Raw genomic sequence first — 19381 nt, 5'->3', positions numbered from 1 at the left:
TTGCCATCTACTACAGATAACTGTAGTAGTTCCCCATAAAATAGGATACACCTTTTTTTATTTTTTTGCAAGAGTGTTGACATAAAAAATATATTTTATTTAGGATTTATCAAAATCCTAAATAAATTGTTGATGATAAAAAATTGCTTTACTATTTATGATTTTATACATAAAAAAACATCTTCTAATTTTAGAAGATGTTTATATTTTTTGTGGTCGGAGCAGCAGGATTCGAACCTGCGACCCCCTGGTCCCAAGCCAGGTGCTCTACCAAACTGAGCCATGCCCCGTTAACATATAATCGCGTTAACAAAATATATTATATAAAAGAGGTGAGGGTTTGTCAATAGATATTATAGATATAATATCTATTGACATAATGTTTTTTGTGGAAAAAATAAACAAAAAAGTATTTGTAAATACTCATTGCTAATGTATTATATTGTAAATTGATTCAGCTGTCAAGATGCTTTTCTGATACTTCAGGATAAAATATATATTGTTGTTTAAAACCTGCAGGCTAAACTATAAATAACCGAGAGAATGCCTTATATTGAATGGAATTGAAAGAGAAGTAAAATGTAGGAAGGTATCAGTATAGCAACGATTTTCATGTGTTTTCCAATTCATTTGATTTCTAAATTAAAATTTGCAGTTATTTAATTTAGAATAGAATACGTAAATAGATTTATTGTATTTACCAATCTATTGATTTGGAATATAATACTTATTGTTAACTTAATTAATATTGAAGGTTAACTTAATAGTTTGATTGTTAAGTTAAAATAAAATATTAGTTAACAATAGGCTGCTTTTCTATCACATTCGTAGGGATATCTAAAAGTATTGCGTATGTGAGAATTGGAATTGATCGTAGAAATTAAAACATTAAGTGTATAGGAGTTGAAGAAATGCGAGGTTTATTTGTAACGGGAACCGATACCGATGTAGGGAAAACGATCATTACGGGAGCAATTGCTGCGGCAATGAAGTCACGTGGTATTCATGTTGGGGTGTTTAAACCGTTAGCTTCTGGTGCTGTTGTCAATGCACGGGGAAAATTGATTTCAGAGGATGCGAGTTTTTTAATGAAGGCAGCAGGTATTGCAGAAAGTTTTCGTAGTCAAGTCAATGCTGTTTGCTTAAAACCAGCTTTAACACCTGCTGTTGCCGCATCAGAATCTGGGATTACAATTGATGTAGAACGTATAATCGCGGATGTAAAGAAATATGCGAAAAAATATGAAATTGTTTTAATTGAAGGTGTCGGTGGTATTACAGCACCGCTTTGGAAAGATTTTTTATTATCAGATATGATGAAGTCATTTGACTTACCTTCTGTGATTGTAAGCCAATCAAGGTTAGGAGCGATTAATCATACTGTGCTTACCTACACTTATGCAAAACAAAAAAATGTCAAAGTGAATGGCGTGATTTTAAATCGTTGGCAAGCAGAAAGTGCCGGCGTATTAGAAGAAAGTAATATTGACTATATTGAAAAGATGACAGGACTGCCTGTAATCGGGAGGTTTCCATTAGAAAACCAATTAGATGTTCGTGCAAATTGCACAGATGGTTTGGCGGAATTGGCAGAAAAATATATAGATATAAATAAGATTCTAGCGTTTATTGGAGGGAAAGCGAATGAACCGTATTGAGCGAAAGGATAAGCAATTTATTTGGCATCCATTTACACAAATGAAGGGATGGTTGGAAAATAATCAAACTGTCATCGCAGAAGCAAAAGGCATTGAATTAGTAGATGATCAAGGTAATACCTATTATGATGGTGTCTCTTCACTCTGGGTAAATATTCATGGGCATCGGCATCCGAAAATTGATCAGGCGATTATTGCACAATTGGGGAAGGTAGCACATAGTACAGCGCTTGGTTTAGCAAATGTGCCTGCAGCAGAATTTGCCGAGTTGCTTGTTGAGGTATCACCAGAGGGATTAAACAAAGTTTTTTATTCTGATGATGGTTCAACAGCGGTCGAAGTGGCAATTAAAATGGCATTTCAGTATTGGCAGCATAAAGGTAGACCGGAAAAAAGAAAATTTATCGCATTAAGCCAGGCTTATCATGGGGATACGATTGGTACTGTGAGCGTAGGTGGAATAGATTTATTTCATCGTGTATTTCAGCCGTTGTTGTTTGAACCATATCATGTTCCGTCACCATCTTGTTATCATTGTAAAATAACGCAAAATTGCGATTGTCATATGCAATGTATTGATGTATTGGAAAAGGTATTAAAAGAGCACCATCATGAAATTGCAGGTTTTGTTATTGAACCAATGGTACAGGCCGCTGCTGGAATGTTAATGGCTCCAGCAGGATATTTAAAGAAGGTACGAGAACTCACACAACAATATAATGTATTGTTGATTGCTGATGAAGTTGCAACAGGTTTTGGCAGGACGGGACGTATGTTTGCTTGTGCAAATGAAAATGTAAGCCCTGATTTGATGTGCATTTCAAAAGGAATTACTGGAGGTTATATGCCGCTGGCAGCGACCTTAACTACAGATGAAATTTATGATGCTTTTTTAGGAGATATGCAAGAGAAAAAAACTTTTTATCATGGACATTCTTATACAGCAAACCAATTGGCTTGTGCAGCGGGAATTGCCAGTTTACAGATCTTCAAAGAAGAGAGAGTTATAGAAAAATTGCAGAAAAAAATTCAGATGATTGCGGATGCACTGGTACGAATCGGTGCGTTGCAACATGTCGGCGAAGCAAGACAGCGTGGAATGATTGTTGGCATTGAGTTAATGGAACAGAAGGAAGATAAAATTCCATATGCGTGGGAAAAAAGCATGGGTGCGGTTGTTTGTATGAAGGCGCGGGAATATGGGTTATTTATCCGACCGGTTGGTGATGTTATCGTATTTATGCCGCCACTGTGTTCAACGGCAGAAGAGATAAACGAAATGCTTGCGATTATTTATACGTCGATTGATGAAGTTACCAATCAAGGAAAGTTTGTTGCGATTGGTGGAGGTGCACATTTTTAATGGCATGCAGATTGTAGAAAAATTATGTCGATAAAAAAACATCCAAACAGGAAGGAATTTCCTGTTTGGATGGATAATTATAAAAGTATTCACTTTATTAATTAATTTAATTAAGTGAGTGGAGTTTAAGATTTTTTAATGTGGAGGTGGTGTAAAAGAAAACTGCATACAAAAGGTTTTGTTCATTTTTTCAGACTGTAAAATTGGATAAGAGGGTGATGAAATGAAAGAAAGTCAATGTTCAACACTTAGGGCTGAGCAAGTATGGGAAGAGCTGCCGGAAGTTTTAAGCCATATTGTTGTGCCTGTTTTTCCAGAATGTGATTTTTTCGCAGAAGATTACGGTGCTGTAGGTGATGGAATAACCGATTGTACGGAGGCCTTTGCTAAAGCAATGTCTGCAATTCATGAAGCCGGCGGTGGACGGTTAGTATTAAAAGAGGGCGTATATTTGACAGGGGCAATACATTTTCAAAACAACGTAAATTTACATGTAATGAAAGGTGCAACATTAAAATTTAGCCAAAATTCAGAAAAATATTTACCTATGGTACTCACACGATTTGAAGGTGTAGAGTTATATAATTATTCACCATTGATTTATGCAAAGGACGCAATCAATTTGGCGATTACCGGTGAGGGTGTATTGGATGGAAATGCAGATAATACACATTGGTGGCCTTGGAAAGGGAAGAAAGAATTTGGCTGGAAAGAAGGAGAGCCAAATCAGCAAAAAGATCGCGATACGTTATTTTCTATGGCTGAACAAGGGATTGGTGTAGAAGATCGAAAATTTGGGCAAGGGCACTATCTTCGTCCAAATTTCATTCAATTCTATCAAAGTAAAAATATTTTAATTGAAGGTGTGACGGTAAAAAATTCACCAATGTGGCAAATTGCACCTGTTCTTAGTGAGAATATAACAGTAAGAAATGTAAAAATTATTGGTCATGGACCTAATACGGATGGCTTTGATCCAGAATCGTGTAAGTATGTCTTGATTGAAAAATGTTATTTTGATAATGGCGATGATTGTATTGCGATTAAATCGGGGCGGAACGCGGATGGACGGCGTATTGGAGTTCCTTGTTCTTATATTGTAATTCGCAATAATGAGATGAAAGATGGTCATGGCGGTATTACAATCGGCAGCGAGATATCGGGTGGTGTCCATCATGTTTATGCTGATGGTAATGTAATGGATAGTCCCAATTTGGATCGTGCTTTACGTTTTAAAACAAATTCGGTTCGTGGTGGCGTCATTGAATATATTTATTTTTGCAATACAACAATCAAAAGCATTGGAGAAGAAATTTTGATTGTAGATATGGATTATGAAGAAGGTGACGCGGGCGCGTTTACACCAGTTGTGCGTCATATTTTAGTGGATGGGTTGGAAAGTCATGGCGGCAAAACAGGATTCCTATTTAATGCTTATGACCGTACACCAATTACCGATGTTCAATTCATCAATTGTTCCTTATATAATGTTGGACAACCCTGCCTTTTGAAAAATGTCAAGGATTTAAAATTCGATCATGTGTTAATCAATGGAGAAATATCAAATTTGGTTTGAATCAATCAATACCAGTATGAAGATTTTTACCTTGAAAAACAAAATGCGTTGGTTTTAAAATTATTGGACAAATGCATCAAGCTAAAAAGAAAAGGGAGAGATGGATCATGAGACAATATGGTAAATGGATGGCTGACTCAGTGATTGAGAAAAAAATAAATTTAACAGAAAAATGGCGTTATGAATATGGATTGACTCTAGACGGGATTGCAAGAGTCTGGAAACAGACGGGAGATAAAAAGTATTTAGAGTTTATTGTGGAAATTATGGATCATTTCATTGATGAAAATGGAACGATTAAAGGATATAAGATCGATGAATATAATTTAGATCATTTAAATAATGGAAAAATTGTTTTAACTCTGTACCAAGAAACTAAAGCGGAAAAATATAAAAAAGCACTCTTGCAGCTCAGAAAACAAATTGATACACATCCTCGTACGAGTGAGGGAATCTTCTGGCATAAGAAGATCTATCCATATCAAGTTTGGTTGGACGGGTTGTATATGGGAGCGGCTTTTTACGCAGTTTATAGTAAAGCGTTTGGTGATGAAGATGCATTTGATGATATTGCTAAACAATTTATTCTGGCAGAAAAACATTTGAAGGATGAAAAAACCGGTTTATTATATCACGCATGGGATGAGTCTAAAGAACAATTTTGGGCGGATAAGCAGACTGGTTTATCGCCAAATTTCTGGGCGCGGGGTATGGGCTGGTTTGTCACGGCATTGGCGGATACACTGGATGTATTTCCGGAGGATCATAAAAATAGAAAAGAGCTGCTGGTTATTTTGAACCGTTGTGTAGAAGCTTTGATACAGGTACAGGATAAACAAAGCCATGTATGGTATCAAATTTTAGATGCAGGAAGAAAAGGGGGAAATTATCTCGAATCTTCAGCTTCATCTATGATTGTGTATACTTTACTAAAGGGAATTAGGAAAGGCTATCTGCCTCAATCGTTGCGAGAAAATGCCAGATTAGCATATCAAGGCTTGTTAGACGAATTTGTATTAGAAACGCGCGATGGTTATCTAAATTTGAATAAAGTTTGTTCGGTTGCTGGACTAGGAGGTTCAGACAGTAGAAGAGATGGTACTTTCGCTTATTATATGAGTGAATCTATTGTTTGTAATGAACCAAAAGGGCTAGGGCCATTTATTCTTGCTTCGGTAGAGCAGGAATTGGCTGAGTAATATCGGTGAAAATAAATTTGAGATAAAAACAAAAAACAAATGTAGGTCATGTATAAAGAAAGAGAGAGTTCACAGAAAACATGTGAACTCTCTCTTTCTTCATGTTTTTTAGTTTTCTTCGTCATTGCCAAAAAGAGAAGTAATACCGCCCAAAATGGCGCCCCCGGTAACCACTGTTTTTGCCGTATCTGCAAAGGATGATTCATCAGCTGAACCGCCGTGTGATGGAAGGGCTGCGTGAATTCTTCCGGCAAGGCGAGTAAATGGCAAGGATTGCAGCCAAACTTTTCCCGGGCCTCTCAGTGCGGCAATGAAAAAACCTTCACCGCCGAATATGGATGTTTTGATATTGCCTGCGCGTTCAATTTCAAAATGAATCGATGGTTCAAATGCAACAACGCATCCGGTATCTACGTGGAGCGTTTCACCTGTTTGTAGAATTTTTTCTACGACAGTACCGCCAGCATGAACAAAGGCGAGTCCATCTCCTTCGAGTTTTTGCATAATAAAGCCTTCACCGCCAAACAATCCGGTCAAGATTTTCTTTTGTAAATAAATGCTGACAGAGACTCCTTTAGCAGCGCATAAAAAACTATCTTTTTGACAGATGAGTGTCCCGCCCATTTCGCCTAAATTCATAGGAATTATGTTACCTGGATAGGGTGCAGCAAACGCAATTTTTGCTCTATTTTGGCCTTGATGTGTAAACACTGTAATAAATAGATTCTCGCCAGATAAAACGCGCTTGCCAGCACCGAGCAGCTTTTGAAAAAGACCGCCTTCTCTTTCGGAACCATCGCCAAAAATGGTATTCATTTTAATGGCACTGTCTTTATACATCATACCGCCTACTTCAGCAATTACACTTTCTTGAGGGTCAAGTTCGATTTCGACAAACTGCATTTCATTACCAATAATTTTGTAATCGATGATATCTGCATTTTTCATCCGCTTTCCTCCTGTACATCTTATATTTATTTTGTAGATTTTGTTTATATTTTTTGTTATTTACCTTTATATTATAAAATAAATATTTTCAGTACAAGTATGCAGCAGAAATTTTGATAACTTTTTTATTTGAAGTTTTTACAATGGGGAAGTATGTTACAATGTAATTTAGAATGATTGTAATAGATGTAAGGAGAAGAATCGTGGATGATATTAGTTTAGAAATCTTATTATTTGTTATGGCAGCAGGCTTTATTGCAGCTTTTATTGATTCGGTTGTTGGCGGCGGCGGGTTGATTTCGCTTCCGGCTTTGATGATGACGGGGATGCCAATGGTACAAGTGTTAGGTACGAATAAGGTGAGTGCATCGATGGGAGCGCTTAGCAGTGTATTGTCATTTATACGTTCGGGTAAAGTCGATTTTGCACTGATGAAATATTTATTTCCTTTAGGTTTTTTTGGGTCGGCTTGCGGTGTTTATGTTGTACGTTTGATACCGTCTGATTTTTTGAAGCCTATGGTTGTTGTGATGCTAATTTTGGTTACGATTTATAGTTTATTTCGCAAGGATTGGGGAAAGACTTCTACTTATACAGGCATGACAAACAAGAAACTAGCTTTAAGTGGGCTGGTGGCAGTGGGCATGGGATTTTATGATGGATTTTTCGGACCGGGTGCGGGATCGTTTATGTTATTTGGTTTTCTTTGTATTGGCTTTGAGTTTGTTGGAGCAGCGGCAAATGCACGGGCTTTAAATTTTGCGAGCAATATTGCGGCCGCGATTGCTTTTGCCTGTTTGGGCGTTGTGAATTATTACTATGCGATTCCGATGGGGATTGCGATGATTTGCGGTGCTTTATTGGGCACAAGGATGGCCTTAAAAAAGGGTGCAGGTTACGTCAAACCATTATTTATTTTCATGACAGTTATATTGATTGGAAAACAAATATGGGATGTTTTTAAATAGCTTACGGTAAAATTGATATCAAAAAGAAAGCTATGGTATACTAAAGCATAAGAATAATAAAAGTGAGGTTTTATTTGCATGAAAAAAGCGATTATTGAAATGGCACATGGCAATATTGTGATTGAATTATTTGAAAAAGAAGCGCCCGGTACGGTTGCCAATTTTGAGAAGTTAATCAAGGAAGGTTTTTATAACGGCTTAAAGTTTCATCGAGTGATTCCTGAATTCGTAGCACAAGGTGGTTGTCCAAAAGGGAATGGAACAGGCGGACCTGGTTATACCATCAAATGTGAAACAGAAGGAAATCCACATATCCATGATAAAGGTGCTTTGTCTATGGCACATCGTGGTAAAGATACAGGCGGCAGTCAATTCTTCCTCGTACTTGAAGCACAGCCTCATTTAGATGGTGTACATACTGTATTTGGTCAAGTTGTTGAAGGTCTTGATGTGATGGATAAGATTCAACAAGGTGATTTGATGCAGAATGTTACTGTTGTTGAGGATTAATTTTTATAAATTAAAGACAGATAGGCAGCGGGTCGGCGATAAGCACACATCTGCGTCGTTACAGCAAGGGGTTGTTTGTCGACGTACGGCAGTACGACTCCTTCACAACCCCTTGCTGTGCCTAGCATATGAGCACTTCTCACCAACCGGCAGCCTATCTTCGTACTAGTTTATAAGTGGTACGTATTTAAATAGCTTGTATTCACTATGTGAATACAAGCTATTTTCAGATCGCATTTTAATGCGGCAATTTTTCTTTTCGTCTCCGGCCTTTTCCGGAAAAATATGTTCCGAAGGATGAAAAATGAGTGGCTTACGTAAAAAAATCCGTTTGTTTGAGCGAAGCGAGTTAAGGATTTTAGTAAGCCGCTCATTTTTCAAGTATTTTGGAGGTTTATGGCCTAGACCTTTTGATACTTTTGGGGCGATGCCAAAAGCATATCTATGTATTTAGACATATGCTAAGAGTGCTATAAATAAAATCTTAATATAACATTCACCTATTTTTATAGAAAATATTTATATATTTTTGAAAACATTTCATGATATAATTGCGGAGAAAATCATTATAATAAAAGTGTAACCTTGTTAAGAAAGAAAAATATGGGGAGTTTATAGCTATGATTCAGGGGATGATTGATATTGGTTCAAATACCATTCGGCTGGCAGTTTATAAAGTTGAAGATGGCCGATTGGAGTTATTGTTTAAAAAGAAACATATGGTAGGACTTGCCGCTTATATCAAAAACAATTGGATGCAGCCAGAGGGAATTCAGAAGGCATGTGAGGTTTTAACAGAGTTTAAAGTACTATTGCATCATTTTCATATTACCAATGTTGTTGCATTTACGACCGCTGCATTACGTAATGTTGAAAATAGCAAGGAAGCTGTAGGAGAGATCATCGCTAAAACGGGCATTGATATTACTGTAATTTCTGGAGATGAAGAAGCTACACTAGATTTTATCGGTGCAACGTATAAAATGGAGATAAAAGAAGGTATCCTGATTGACATTGGGGGCGCAAGTACGGAACTGGTCGTTTACAAGGACAATACAATTCTTTACATGAGCAGTATGCAGATTGGTTCGTTGGCTATGCATACCAAGCATGTAAAAGGTTTGCTGCCAAGTGAAGCTGAAGCGGAAATTATCAGAGAAGATGTTCTTTATGCACTGGAAAAGGAAGTTGATATAAAAGATGGTGTGTATGAGGATGTTTGTGGAATTGGGGGGACTTTTAAAGGGGCGGGCAAATTGAATAATGAATTATTTCATTTGCCGAAAGAAAATTGTATGATTGATGCAAGTTGTATTGACGCAATGATTCGCAGATTTGAGTGTGATTCGGAGTCAATTTCTAATGCTTCTTTAGAAGTTTTACTAAAGGTTGTACCAGAACGAATTAAAACGATTATCCCAGGCTTGATTATTATAGATACATTAGTAAAAAAATTTAAGAGTAAAAGAATCACTGTAAGTGATTCTGGCGTGCGTGAAGGATATTTATATCATAAAGTTATCCATAAGTAAGTGGAGGATAAAAAACTTCCTTTCCTAATTTATTTTAGGAAAGGAAGTTTTTTTATAGACGGAAGAGTCCAAGTAAGATTAAAACACAGCCAGGTGCATAGGCAAGTTTTTGTTTGAATTTTGGAGAAACAATTTTTGCCGATAGATAGATACCACTCCAAACAATACTGCTCTGTATAATGCACATAATCAATGGCGTGGAAAAATGCAAGGGGTGGGTAAGACCTGCAGCGAATGTTGCGACCATATTATCGATGCCAAGTGCGAGGCCAAGTAAAAATGCTTCAAATTTATTAATGTGATTTGAGTGATCTATATCGGCACATTCTGGTTTTTTCATGATGCTAATGACGATCCGCCCTAATGCAAATGTAATTTTCATAGGTTTAGCAGTGGTCTCTCGCGTTTGTTTTTCTGTAGGATTGGTTAAGTATAATCGTAAAATGTTTGATAATCCGATGATAATAAGTAGTAAAGCACCAAAATATGTTGCAATAACAGGACTGACAAAATTGAGCAGTAGTGAAGAACCTTGCATTGCGAGTGCCGTACAAATTAATGTTACAAATCCGATGATTGAAAGTGCTGTAAAAGACACTTTGATATTTTTTAAGCCATAAGCAATACCGGCAAAAAATCCGTCAATACTTACTGCTATCCCAAGTAAAATCACATAAGATAGATCCATGTAATGACCTCCTGCGCATCTTTGTTTGCTTTAGTATATGGTTTAACAGGCAGATCGGTTACCATTTTAGTATTTAGGTAAGAATACAATAGAGAAATTGTGAATAAAATAGTAACTTTACTAAAATTTTTACATAAATCTCTTTCTGTGCTATAATTAGAAGTTAGTATATGGCAGTAGATTCAACGGCTGCAAGGATTTAATTTGCATTTAAAATTTATACATAAGAGCAAAGAAATAATATTATTTGAGGTGAGATTGTGGATTTTGGTTTAGGTAAAGTTTTGCCTGTACGCATTGAAGATGAAATGAAAAATTCTTATATCGATTACGCGATGAGCGTTATCGTAATGCGTGCTTTGCCAGATGTTCGTGATGGTTTGAAGCCGGTACATAGACGTATTTTATATGCTATGCACGAAGCTGGGATGTCGCCAAATAAAGCGTATAAAAAATCGGCACGTATTGTCGGGGAAGTACTAGGTAAGTATCATCCACATGGTGATAGCTCTGTTTATGAGGCTACCGTGCGGATGGCACAGAATTTTTCAACACGTTATTTATTAGTAGATGGTCATGGAAACTTTGGTTCAATTGATGGTGACTCAGCAGCAGCGATGCGTTATACGGAAGTTCGTATGTCACGTGTTGCCGAAGCGATGTTACAGGATATTGAAAAAGATACAGTTAATTTCGTACCAAACTATGATGAATCTTTAAAAGAACCGTCTGTACTACCTGCTAAATTACCGAATTTATTGGTGAATGGGTCTTCTGGTATTGCTGTTGGTATGGCGACGAATATTCCGCCGCATAATTTAGGTGAAGTCATTGATGGGGTATTGATGTTAATTGATAACTCTGAAGTAACAATTCCAGAATTGATGCTGGCGATTAAGGGGCCTGATTTCCCGACAGGTGGTTTAATCTTAGGACGAGAAGGGATTCATTCGGCTTATACGACTGGACGCGGTGTTGTAAAAATGCGGGCGCAAGCGCGTATTGAAACGATGTCTAATGGTAAACCGAGAATTATCGTAACAGAACTTCCTTATCAAGTGAATAAAGCACGCTTGGTAGAAAAAATTGCGGAATTGGTGCGCGATAAATCAATTGACGGCATTACGGATCTTCGCGATGAGAGTGACCGTAAAGGGATGCGCGTCGTGATCGAATTGCGTCGTGACACCAATCCGGATATTGTTTTAAATCAGCTCTATAAACATACACAGATGCAAGAGAGTTTTGGTATCATCATATTGGCTCTTGTTGATGGCAGACCGCGTGTGTTAAATTTACGCGAAGTTCTGTTCTATTACTTAGAGCATCAAAAAGATATTATTACGAGACGTACGAAATACGAACTTGCAAAAGCGAAAGCAAGAGCACATATTTTAGAAGGCTTAAAAATTGCTTTAGATCATATTGATGCAGTGATTACGACGATTCGTCAATCACAAACAGCTGATATTGCTCGCAATGCTTTAATGGATGGTTTTGATCTATCTGAGAAGCAGGCACAGGCAATTTTGGATTTACGTTTGCAGCGTTTAACAGGCTTAGAACGTGAAAAAATTGAAGATGAATATCAAGAAATATTAAAGACGATTGAATGGTTGGAATCTGTATTGGCTGATGAACAAAAAGTACTCAATATCATCAAAGATGAACTTACGGAAGTAAAACGTAAATTTGGTGATGGCAGACGTACTGTAATTACAACAGATGTATCTAAACTCGATATGGAAGATTTGATTGCCGAAGAAGATATCGTGATTACATTGACACACGGTAATTATATAAAACGTTTGCCAGTGGATACATATCGCAATCAAAAACGCGGTGGTCGTGGTGTTGCCGGTATGGGAACAAAAGAGGAAGATTTTGTTGAACATTTATTTGTAACGACAACGCATCATAATATTATGTTCTTTACGAGCCGAGGCCGCGTATATCGGTTGAAAGGGTATGAAATTGCTGAGGCAAGCCGTACGGCAAAGGGGACAGCAATTGTGAATTTGCTGCCGCTTGAAGCCAAAGAAAAAATTACCGCAGTCATTCCGATTAAGGAATTTGCAAGTGATAAATTTTTATTTATGGCGACGCAAAAAGGGATCGTTAAAAAGACAGAACTTATGGACTTTGATACAGCACGTAAGGGCGGCTTAATTGCGATATCTTTAGATGATGATGATGATTTAATTGGTGTAAAATTGACCAACGGTGAACAGCACATTATCATTGGTACACAAGGTGGTATGGCAATTACTTTCCCAGAAACTGATGTTCGTTCTATGGGCAGAACTGCACATGGAGTTCGCGGTATTCGGTTGAAGGAAGATGATTTAGTCGTTGGTATGGATACACTGAAACGTGATGCTGAGGTATTAAGTGTCACAGAAGAAGGGTTTGGTAAACGTACCTCAACGTCTGAATATCGTGCACAATCGCGTGGTGGTAAAGGTATCATCAACATGAAAGTAACGGAGAAAACAGGCAGAGTTGTTGGCATTAAGGTTGTAAAACCTGGACAAGAACTGATCTTGATTTCTACGGAGGGCATCGTGATTCGGATTGATATCGATGCAATTTCGGTAATTAGTCGTAACACACAGGGCGTGACCCTCATGAAAACAGCTGCGAATGACAAAGTCGCATCGCTTGCTGCGGTTGAGAGAAAAGCCGATAGTGATTGATCTTTTGGCTAGAGATAAAAAATGAATTAAAAAAGAAATCAGCGTAATGCTGGTTTCTTTTTTTTTACGGAATTAACAGAATCTTAACAAGAATTTCATCATATTTTAACACGCGTTTATCGAAAATGAACTATGATAAATTGTAGATACTGCATATTTTTGCATAGAAAAAGAAAATATAATAAATTTTTTGCAAAAAATATTCAAACAGATGGAGTGAGAAAAAGCATGGTACATGCAATTATTGATATTGGTTCGAATACGATCCGACTCGCAATTTATAAAATTGAAGATGAAAAATTAACGGTATTGTTAAATAAAAAGCATATTGCAGGTCTGGCGGCTCATATGAAAAAAGGTAAGATGACGCCAGACGGAATTAATAAAGCTTGTGCAGCATTAATGGATTTTAAATTTCTTTTAGAAAATTTTCATATTGAAAATGTATCTGCATTTGCAACAGCTGCATTGCGGAATGTTTCAAATAGTACGGAAGCCGTGGCCGAGATCGTAGAAAGGACAGGGCTTCCGATTGTTGTGCTTTCCGGCAGTGAAGAAGCGACACTTGACTTTATTGGTGCTACGCATGTAATGGATGCAGAAGATGGTTTGCTTGTGGATATTGGTGGTGCAAGTACAGAACTTGTTATTTATCAGAATTCCGAAATTGTTGATGCAATCAGTATACCGATTGGTTCATTGAATGCATATGGTCAATATGTAGATAGCTTACTGCCGGATAAGACAGAACGAAAAGCAATCAAAGAAGCAGTTTTAGCAGAACTTGAAGATTATATTGGTATCGAGTATAAAGCGCAGCCAATTATTTGCGGTGTTGGTGGTACCATTCGTGCTGCAAGCAAAATCAATAATTACCTTTTTAATTTACCGGCGGAAAATCAAGAAATCAAAGCGCCTAATGTCAAAAAAATGATTAAATTACTAGAAAATGATGAGGACGATGATTTTATTTCCAGCGAAACTTTAGATGTTTTATTAAAGACGGTACCTGATCGAATCGAAACTATTTTGCCTGGAATGATTATTTTACACACGATTACTAAATATTTTAAGGGTGAGCTGATTGTTGTCAGCAATTTTGGTGTTCGTGAAGGATATTTATATCATAATGTCTTGAAAAAAAATCAGGACGAAGAACTGCTGGATGTAGCTGTAAATTTAGATGAAAAGATTTGTGCAAAACAAGTAAGAGCAGCAAAATAGATGCAATCAGTAAGTTGAAAAATCAATTGGCAGCAGAGGTAAAATATCATGAGGATAAATAAGACATTTGATATCAGTTATACACAAAATCGCGAGTTATCTTGGCTGAAATTTAATGAACGGGTTTTGGAAGAAGCAAATGATGAACAAGTCCCTTTATATGAACGGTTAAAATTTGTTGCCATTTTCACTAGCAATCTCAATGAATTTTTTATGATTCGAGTAGGAAGTTTATTTGATTTATCGTTACTTAAAAAGGAAAATCGTGAAAATAAAAGCCTGATGACGCCGGAGGAGCAGCTAGAAAAAATATTTCATGTTGCGAAAAAATTGTATAAGAAGCGGGATGCGGTGTTTTCCTTAATTGAGGAAAGATTATGTTATGAAGGACTGCATCGCGTTACGATACGCGATTTGACGGTGCAGGAAGCCGTAGATATGGAAAAGTACTTTGAAAATTTTATTGCACCTTTATTATCGCCGCAGATTATTGATTTGCAGCATCCGTTTCCACATCTCGCGAATCAGGTGCTGCACATTGCAGTTTTGCTCAAACATAAGAAAAAAGTGCGTTTGGGAATGATTCCTGTCCCTAGTTCATTGCCTAAAATGATTTTTCTCCCGAGTGAGTCCATTCGTTATATTCTGTTAGAAGAAATTATATTAGCATATGTGAATAAAGTCTTTGACATGTATTCCATCATAGATAAATCCGTAATTTGTGTCACACGTAATGCGGATATTAACCCAGATGATGAAGACGTAGAAGATGGAGAAGATTATCTTCTTCATGTGAAAAGAACCTTAAAAAAACGTTTGCGGCTTGATCCAGTACGACTAGAAATGGAGACAAGCGGTGATTCGCTTATTGAAGATTATTTAAGTAAACGACTGAAAATTGATCGGAAACAAATTTATAAAACCAAGACACCGATTCGATTATCGTATGTGTTTTCTTTAGCAGAAAAGTTTGAGTATCAGCAAAAACAAAAAATACAATATGAAAAATTTCAGCCAGTATCAGTTTGTGATGTTGATAAAAATGAGCAGATGCTTGCACATGTATTAGAAAAAGATCTTTTACTTACCTATCCTTATCAGAAGTTTGATTTGTTTGCAAAATTGATCAAAGAGGCAGCATATGACGAAAAAGTTGTATCAATCAAAATTACCATTTATCGTATGGGCAGTAATAAGGCCAAGCTGATCAACTATTTAATTATGGCAGCGGAGCTGGGCAAAGAAGTTACTGTTTTAATGGAACTTAGGGCGCGTTTTGATGAACAAAATAACATCAATTGGGCGGAAAATTTAAGTGAAGCTGGCTGTAATATCATTTATGGTTTTGAAGGATATAAAGTTCATTCTAAGATATGTCTGATTACCAGACTGGATCGAGGCAAGGTGCAGTATATTACACAAATTGGTACAGGCAATTATAATGCGCAGACGGCAGCAATTTATACGGATTTGTCTTTGATTACAGCAAAACAGGACATTGGTAAAGATGCAGTTGCCTTTTTTAAAAACATGTGCATTGCAAATCTGCAGGGGATTTATAAAAATCTTCTCGTGGCACCGATCAATTTAAAGCAGCAAATTTTAGTTTTAATAAAAAAAGAAAAGTTAAAAGCAAAAGCGGGTAAAAGAAGTGGAATTATCCTTAAAATGAATTCTCTTACGGATCGCGAGATTATAGATGCATTGGTAGTTGCTGCGCAGGCAGGCGTAAAAGTCACCTTGATCATTCGTGGCATCTGCTGTTTGGTACCCAATGTGAAAGGAAAAACTGAAAATGTTACAGTTATTAGTATTGTAGGCAGATTTTTAGAACATTCGAGAATTTTTTGTTTCGGTGCAGAATCACAGATGAAAGTCTATATCTCTTCTGCTGACTTAATGACACGTAATACCGAAAAACGGGTAGAAATTGCTTGTCCCATTCTAGATACAGAAATTAAGAGAAAAATTTATGCTTCGATAAAAATTATGCTTGCAGATAATATCAAGGGAAGACAGCTGCAAAATGACGGAAATTATACAAAACGGTTGCTGCATGAGAATCCAATTGACAGTCAGGCATATTTTATGCAAGCCTTTTCTGAAATGGCAGATCAAGAGGCAGGTTACCATGTTAAAGAGAATTAAAAATAGATCACGCTAGAGGTTGATCCTCTGTCGTGATCTATTTTTATAGGTCGGAAATCATAAATTAAAGTCTAAAACCAGTAACAGCATTTTGTAAATCTTGTGCGAGTTTCGATAATGCCTGGCTAGATGATGCGATCTCTTCCATAGAAGCGAGTTGTTCTTCCGCGGCCGCAGAAACATTTTCTGACTCACTTGCTGATTTTTTTCCGAAGGTATCAATCTTTTTCACGGAATGGACAATCTGCTGACTATTTGCAGCAACTTGCTGCATTCCCGATGAAATATCTTGTACTTGTTCAGAGATATTTGTTACTAAATTGGAGATCTCTTTAAATGCTATACCCGCGAGATTTACAACATCAGCACCATTTTTTACTTCTCGTGTGCCGTCATCCATCGCAACTACGGCTTTATCCGTATCCTCTTGAATTTCACCGATTAATGCAGCAATTTTTTGTGCGGCTTCTTGGGATTGTTCTGCTAATTTGCGCACTTCTTCTGCTACGACGGCAAAGCCTCTGCCTTGTTCACCGGCTCTGGCAGCTTCAATTGCTGCATTTAGTGCCAGCAGATTTGTCTGTCCGGCGATATTAGAAATGGCATCAATGATTTGTCCGATTTCTTTGGAGCGTTCGCCTAATTTTGTGACAACTTGTGCAGATTTTTCTACGGTTGTTTTTATCTGATCCATTTGTGTGATTACCTTTTCCACGGCATGGTCACCATCTGTTGCTTTCTCTGTTGCTTGGGTAGATTGGGCGGCGGCTTGACTGGCATAATCGGCAATTTGTTGTATACTGATTGACATTTGCTCTATGACGGAGGTTGTATCATTGGTGGTACTTAATTGTTGATTTGCACCTTCTGCCACCTCGGTTATGGATGTTGCAATGTGATTTGCAGCTTGTGCGGATTGCTCGGAACTGGCAGTTAGTTCTTCTGATGAGGAAGCCAATTGTTCGGTAGCAACTAGAATCTTTCTTATTAAGTTTTGTAAATTCTGGGTCATTTGTTCAAAACTTTTGCCGAGACGCCCAATTTCATCATTTGTTGAGATATTTACTTCAATTTTTGATAAATCACCTGTCGCAATACGATTTGAGACAGTTTCTAAGTCTTTGATCGGTTTTGCTAATTTTTTACTGAAGATGATGATAAAGATGACAGCAATCGCTGTGAAGAACAATGACAGCCAAAGCATCGACTGAGTGAGTGTTGCAATATCATCCATAACTTCTGCCTCAGGCGCCGTAACGATCATCATCCAGCGCGCATTGCCATCTAGGTTTATCGGCGTGAAGACGGAAAGTACCTTATCGCCGTTGAGCGCAGTGTAAATGCCGTTTACAGCTTTGTTATCATCAGTAGCTTGTTTAAATAAACGAATCAGTTGATCATCAAGCTCTGTTTGTGAAGATTTTACTTCCGGATTGATTTTCTTTTCTGTTAAATTTAATTTGCCGATCGTTTCGGGTGTCTTGTCGTGCGCAATGATTAGACCGGATTGATCTGTAATATAGCCGTAACCTGTATTCTTAAATTTTAAATCTTTCAGCATAGTAGATAATTTTTCTAGTGATATTGTACCACCAACGATACCGACCATTTTTCCATTCGCGCTAACAGGTGTGGCGAGGATTACCGATAATTTTCCTGTGCTTTTTGAGACTAGAGGTTTAGAAATAAAAGATTTTTGTGTTTGTTTCACCATCGTAAAATAATCTCGGTCACTGTAACTGTAGGATTTGCCATCACCACTGATTCCAGAACCATCTAATGAAATCAGAAAAATTGCATCAAATTCAGCAAGTCGGTTTTTTTCTGCAATTAGGATCGCTTGCTGATCTGCTTTGTTTTCTCCTTGGATTTGTGGGATATTTGCGATATCTTCTAAATGCAGCATTTTTTCATGCATTTCTGCATAAATTTGAGCAGAAAATTTGTCCCCTATCGCTGTCGCAGTTTCATTTACACTATTCGTTAAATAATTTTTCGCCATATAATAGCTGATACCTGATAAAACGAGGAAACTTATAATGAATAAAGGAAGTAAGTTTACAAGAATTTTGGTTTGAATGTTCTTAAATTGCATGATATCCTCCAGTATTATGATATTAGTATCGTTAGGTATTTTTTATTTTTTGCTTTGCAAAAGCTAGGCCTTCTCCAAAAGCCAATAGTTTTTCTTGTTCAACTGTAGTAAGTTCTGGAAGTATTTTGGTAAAAATATTGAGAATTCTTTTTTCGTTTTCAGTTAAGTCCTTTCTCTCTGCTGCTAAATCAACGCTTTTTAATTCTAACATTTCGTCACTACCTTTCCTTCTAGTGCTTTTTATTTCTCCGTAAGATTATAATACTACTTAGTGTTTTTCTAAGCAATAGTTATCATGTAATAAATATTGCAGAGTGTGATTCGTTGTGATATTATTTGGTCGAAAGGTGGTGATAGGATGCAAATTGGCAGTAGAATAAAAGAGCTTAGAAAATCTCTGAATCTTACACAAGCTGAGTTTGGAGAGAAAATAGGATTGAAGGCTAGTGCAATCGGCTTATATGAAAGTAATAGCCGTAATATAACAGATAGAAATATTTCTTTTATATGTTCTTTTTTTCGTGTTAGTGAACGGTGGCTTCGAGCTGGAGAGGGCGAAATGTTTCTTAAAATGAATCGAAATGAGGCGCTTACAGCCTGGGCATCGGAGTTAATAAAAAGGAATGATCATGATTTTCCAAAACGGTTTGCGGTACTGCTTAGCAGTTTAAATGAACAAGAGTGGGAGTTACTAGAGAAAATTGCAATAAAATTAGCCAATGGTATAAAAAGTAAAAAGGACTAGAAGCATTTTAGTCCTTTTTATTTTTTATAGG

At 37.0% G+C, this 19381-nt stretch carries 15 protein-coding genes and 1 tRNA gene; 11 read left to right on the top strand and 5 right to left on the bottom strand.

Annotated features, from left to right (window positions below; all coding sequences use genetic code 11):
* Positions 1 to 213: 213 nt before the first annotated feature.
* Positions 214 to 290: transfer RNA gene (locus BN6559_RS09845), tRNA-Pro, on the bottom strand.
* A 621-nt stretch (positions 291 to 911) separates the two neighbouring features.
* Here BN6559_RS09845 and bioD point away from each other — a divergent pair.
* The 4 genes from bioD to BN6559_RS09825 all read left to right on the top strand — a co-directional run bounded on the left by bioD (position 912) and on the right by BN6559_RS09825 (position 5796).
* Entirely contained in the window at positions 912 to 1658 is a 747-nt protein-coding gene (bioD, locus tag BN6559_RS09840; protein WP_110954549.1) for a dethiobiotin synthase, read from the top strand.
* Positions 1645 to 3021 (top strand): adenosylmethionine--8-amino-7-oxononanoate transaminase, encoded by a 1377-nt coding sequence (gene bioA, locus BN6559_RS09835; protein ID WP_110954548.1) that lies wholly within the window; start codon positions 1645 to 1647, stop codon positions 3019 to 3021. The genes bioD and bioA overlap by 14 nt, the downstream gene beginning before the upstream one ends.
* 223 nt (positions 3022 to 3244) lie before the next feature.
* The gene (locus BN6559_RS09830; RefSeq protein ID WP_110954547.1) at positions 3245 to 4597 is read left to right on the top strand and encodes a glycoside hydrolase family 28 protein; all 1353 of its coding nucleotides are present in this window, start codon (positions 3245 to 3247) and stop codon (positions 4595 to 4597) included.
* Positions 4598 to 4704: 107 nt separating this feature from the next.
* Positions 4705 to 5796 (top strand): glycoside hydrolase family 88/105 protein, encoded by a 1092-nt coding sequence (locus BN6559_RS09825; protein WP_110954546.1) that lies wholly within the window; start codon positions 4705 to 4707, stop codon positions 5794 to 5796.
* A gap of 108 nt (positions 5797 to 5904) precedes the next feature.
* Here the strand turns inward: BN6559_RS09825 and BN6559_RS09820 are convergent, their stop codons facing one another.
* The gene (locus BN6559_RS09820) at positions 5905 to 6744 is read right to left on the bottom strand and encodes a TIGR00266 family protein (protein ID WP_110954545.1); all 840 of its coding nucleotides are present in this window, start codon (positions 6742 to 6744) and stop codon (positions 5905 to 5907) included.
* A gap of 203 nt (positions 6745 to 6947) precedes the next feature.
* Between BN6559_RS09820 and BN6559_RS09815 the strand changes: the two genes are divergently transcribed.
* From BN6559_RS09815 to BN6559_RS09805, 3 genes are all read left to right on the top strand, one after another.
* The gene (locus BN6559_RS09815; protein ID WP_110954544.1) at positions 6948 to 7712 is read left to right on the top strand and encodes a sulfite exporter TauE/SafE family protein; all 765 of its coding nucleotides are present in this window, start codon (positions 6948 to 6950) and stop codon (positions 7710 to 7712) included.
* Positions 7713 to 7790: 78 nt separating this feature from the next.
* Entirely contained in the window at positions 7791 to 8222 is a 432-nt protein-coding gene (locus tag BN6559_RS09810; protein ID WP_110954543.1) for a peptidylprolyl isomerase, read from the top strand.
* Positions 8223 to 8842: 620 nt separating this feature from the next.
* The gene (locus BN6559_RS09805; protein ID WP_110954542.1) at positions 8843 to 9754 is read left to right on the top strand and encodes a Ppx/GppA phosphatase family protein; all 912 of its coding nucleotides are present in this window, start codon (positions 8843 to 8845) and stop codon (positions 9752 to 9754) included.
* Between the two features lie 52 nt (positions 9755 to 9806).
* Here BN6559_RS09805 and ytaF read toward each other — a convergent pair whose 3' ends face one another.
* Entirely contained in the window at positions 9807 to 10442 is a 636-nt protein-coding gene (gene ytaF, locus BN6559_RS09800) for a sporulation membrane protein YtaF (RefSeq protein WP_110954541.1), read from the bottom strand.
* A 260-nt stretch (positions 10443 to 10702) separates the two neighbouring features.
* On the opposite strand from ytaF, the gene gyrA reads away from it, so the two are divergent.
* From gyrA to ppk1, 3 genes are all read left to right on the top strand, one after another.
* Entirely contained in the window at positions 10703 to 13138 is a 2436-nt protein-coding gene (gyrA, locus tag BN6559_RS09795; protein ID WP_110954540.1) for a DNA gyrase subunit A, read from the top strand.
* A gap of 228 nt (positions 13139 to 13366) precedes the next feature.
* Positions 13367 to 14362 (top strand): Ppx/GppA phosphatase family protein, encoded by a 996-nt coding sequence (locus BN6559_RS09790; RefSeq protein WP_110954539.1) that lies wholly within the window; start codon positions 13367 to 13369, stop codon positions 14360 to 14362.
* 48 nt (positions 14363 to 14410) lie between these two features.
* Positions 14411 to 16510 carry a polyphosphate kinase 1 gene (gene ppk1, locus BN6559_RS09785; protein ID WP_110954538.1) on the top strand — a complete coding sequence of 700 codons (2100 nt, stop codon included), beginning with the start codon at positions 14411 to 14413 and terminating at the stop codon, positions 16508 to 16510.
* Positions 16511 to 16574: 64 nt separating this feature from the next.
* On the opposite strand, the gene BN6559_RS09780 is transcribed toward ppk1, so the two are convergent.
* Together BN6559_RS09780 and BN6559_RS09775 are read right to left on the bottom strand one after the other, a co-directional pair.
* The gene (locus BN6559_RS09780) at positions 16575 to 18605 is read right to left on the bottom strand and encodes a methyl-accepting chemotaxis protein (RefSeq protein WP_110954537.1); all 2031 of its coding nucleotides are present in this window, start codon (positions 18603 to 18605) and stop codon (positions 16575 to 16577) included.
* Between the two features lie 31 nt (positions 18606 to 18636).
* Positions 18637 to 18816, bottom strand: a complete 180-nt coding sequence (locus BN6559_RS09775) for a hypothetical protein (RefSeq protein WP_110954536.1) — start codon at positions 18814 to 18816, stop codon at positions 18637 to 18639.
* Between the two features lie 147 nt (positions 18817 to 18963).
* Here BN6559_RS09775 and BN6559_RS09770 point away from each other — a divergent pair, with 147 nt between their 5' ends.
* On the top strand, positions 18964 to 19350 hold the full coding sequence (locus BN6559_RS09770) for a helix-turn-helix domain-containing protein (protein ID WP_110954535.1): 387 nt from the start codon (positions 18964 to 18966) through the stop codon (positions 19348 to 19350).
* Positions 19351 to 19381 lie beyond the last annotated feature (31 nt).

The organism is Massilibacillus massiliensis (assembly GCF_900086705.1).
In the GTDB taxonomy this organism is placed as follows: Bacteria; Bacillota; Negativicutes; order FLKF01; family FLKF01; genus Massilibacillus; species Massilibacillus massiliensis.
The sequence above is the reverse complement of the archived record's forward strand: the minus strand, read 5'-3'. Positions and strand labels throughout refer to the sequence as shown.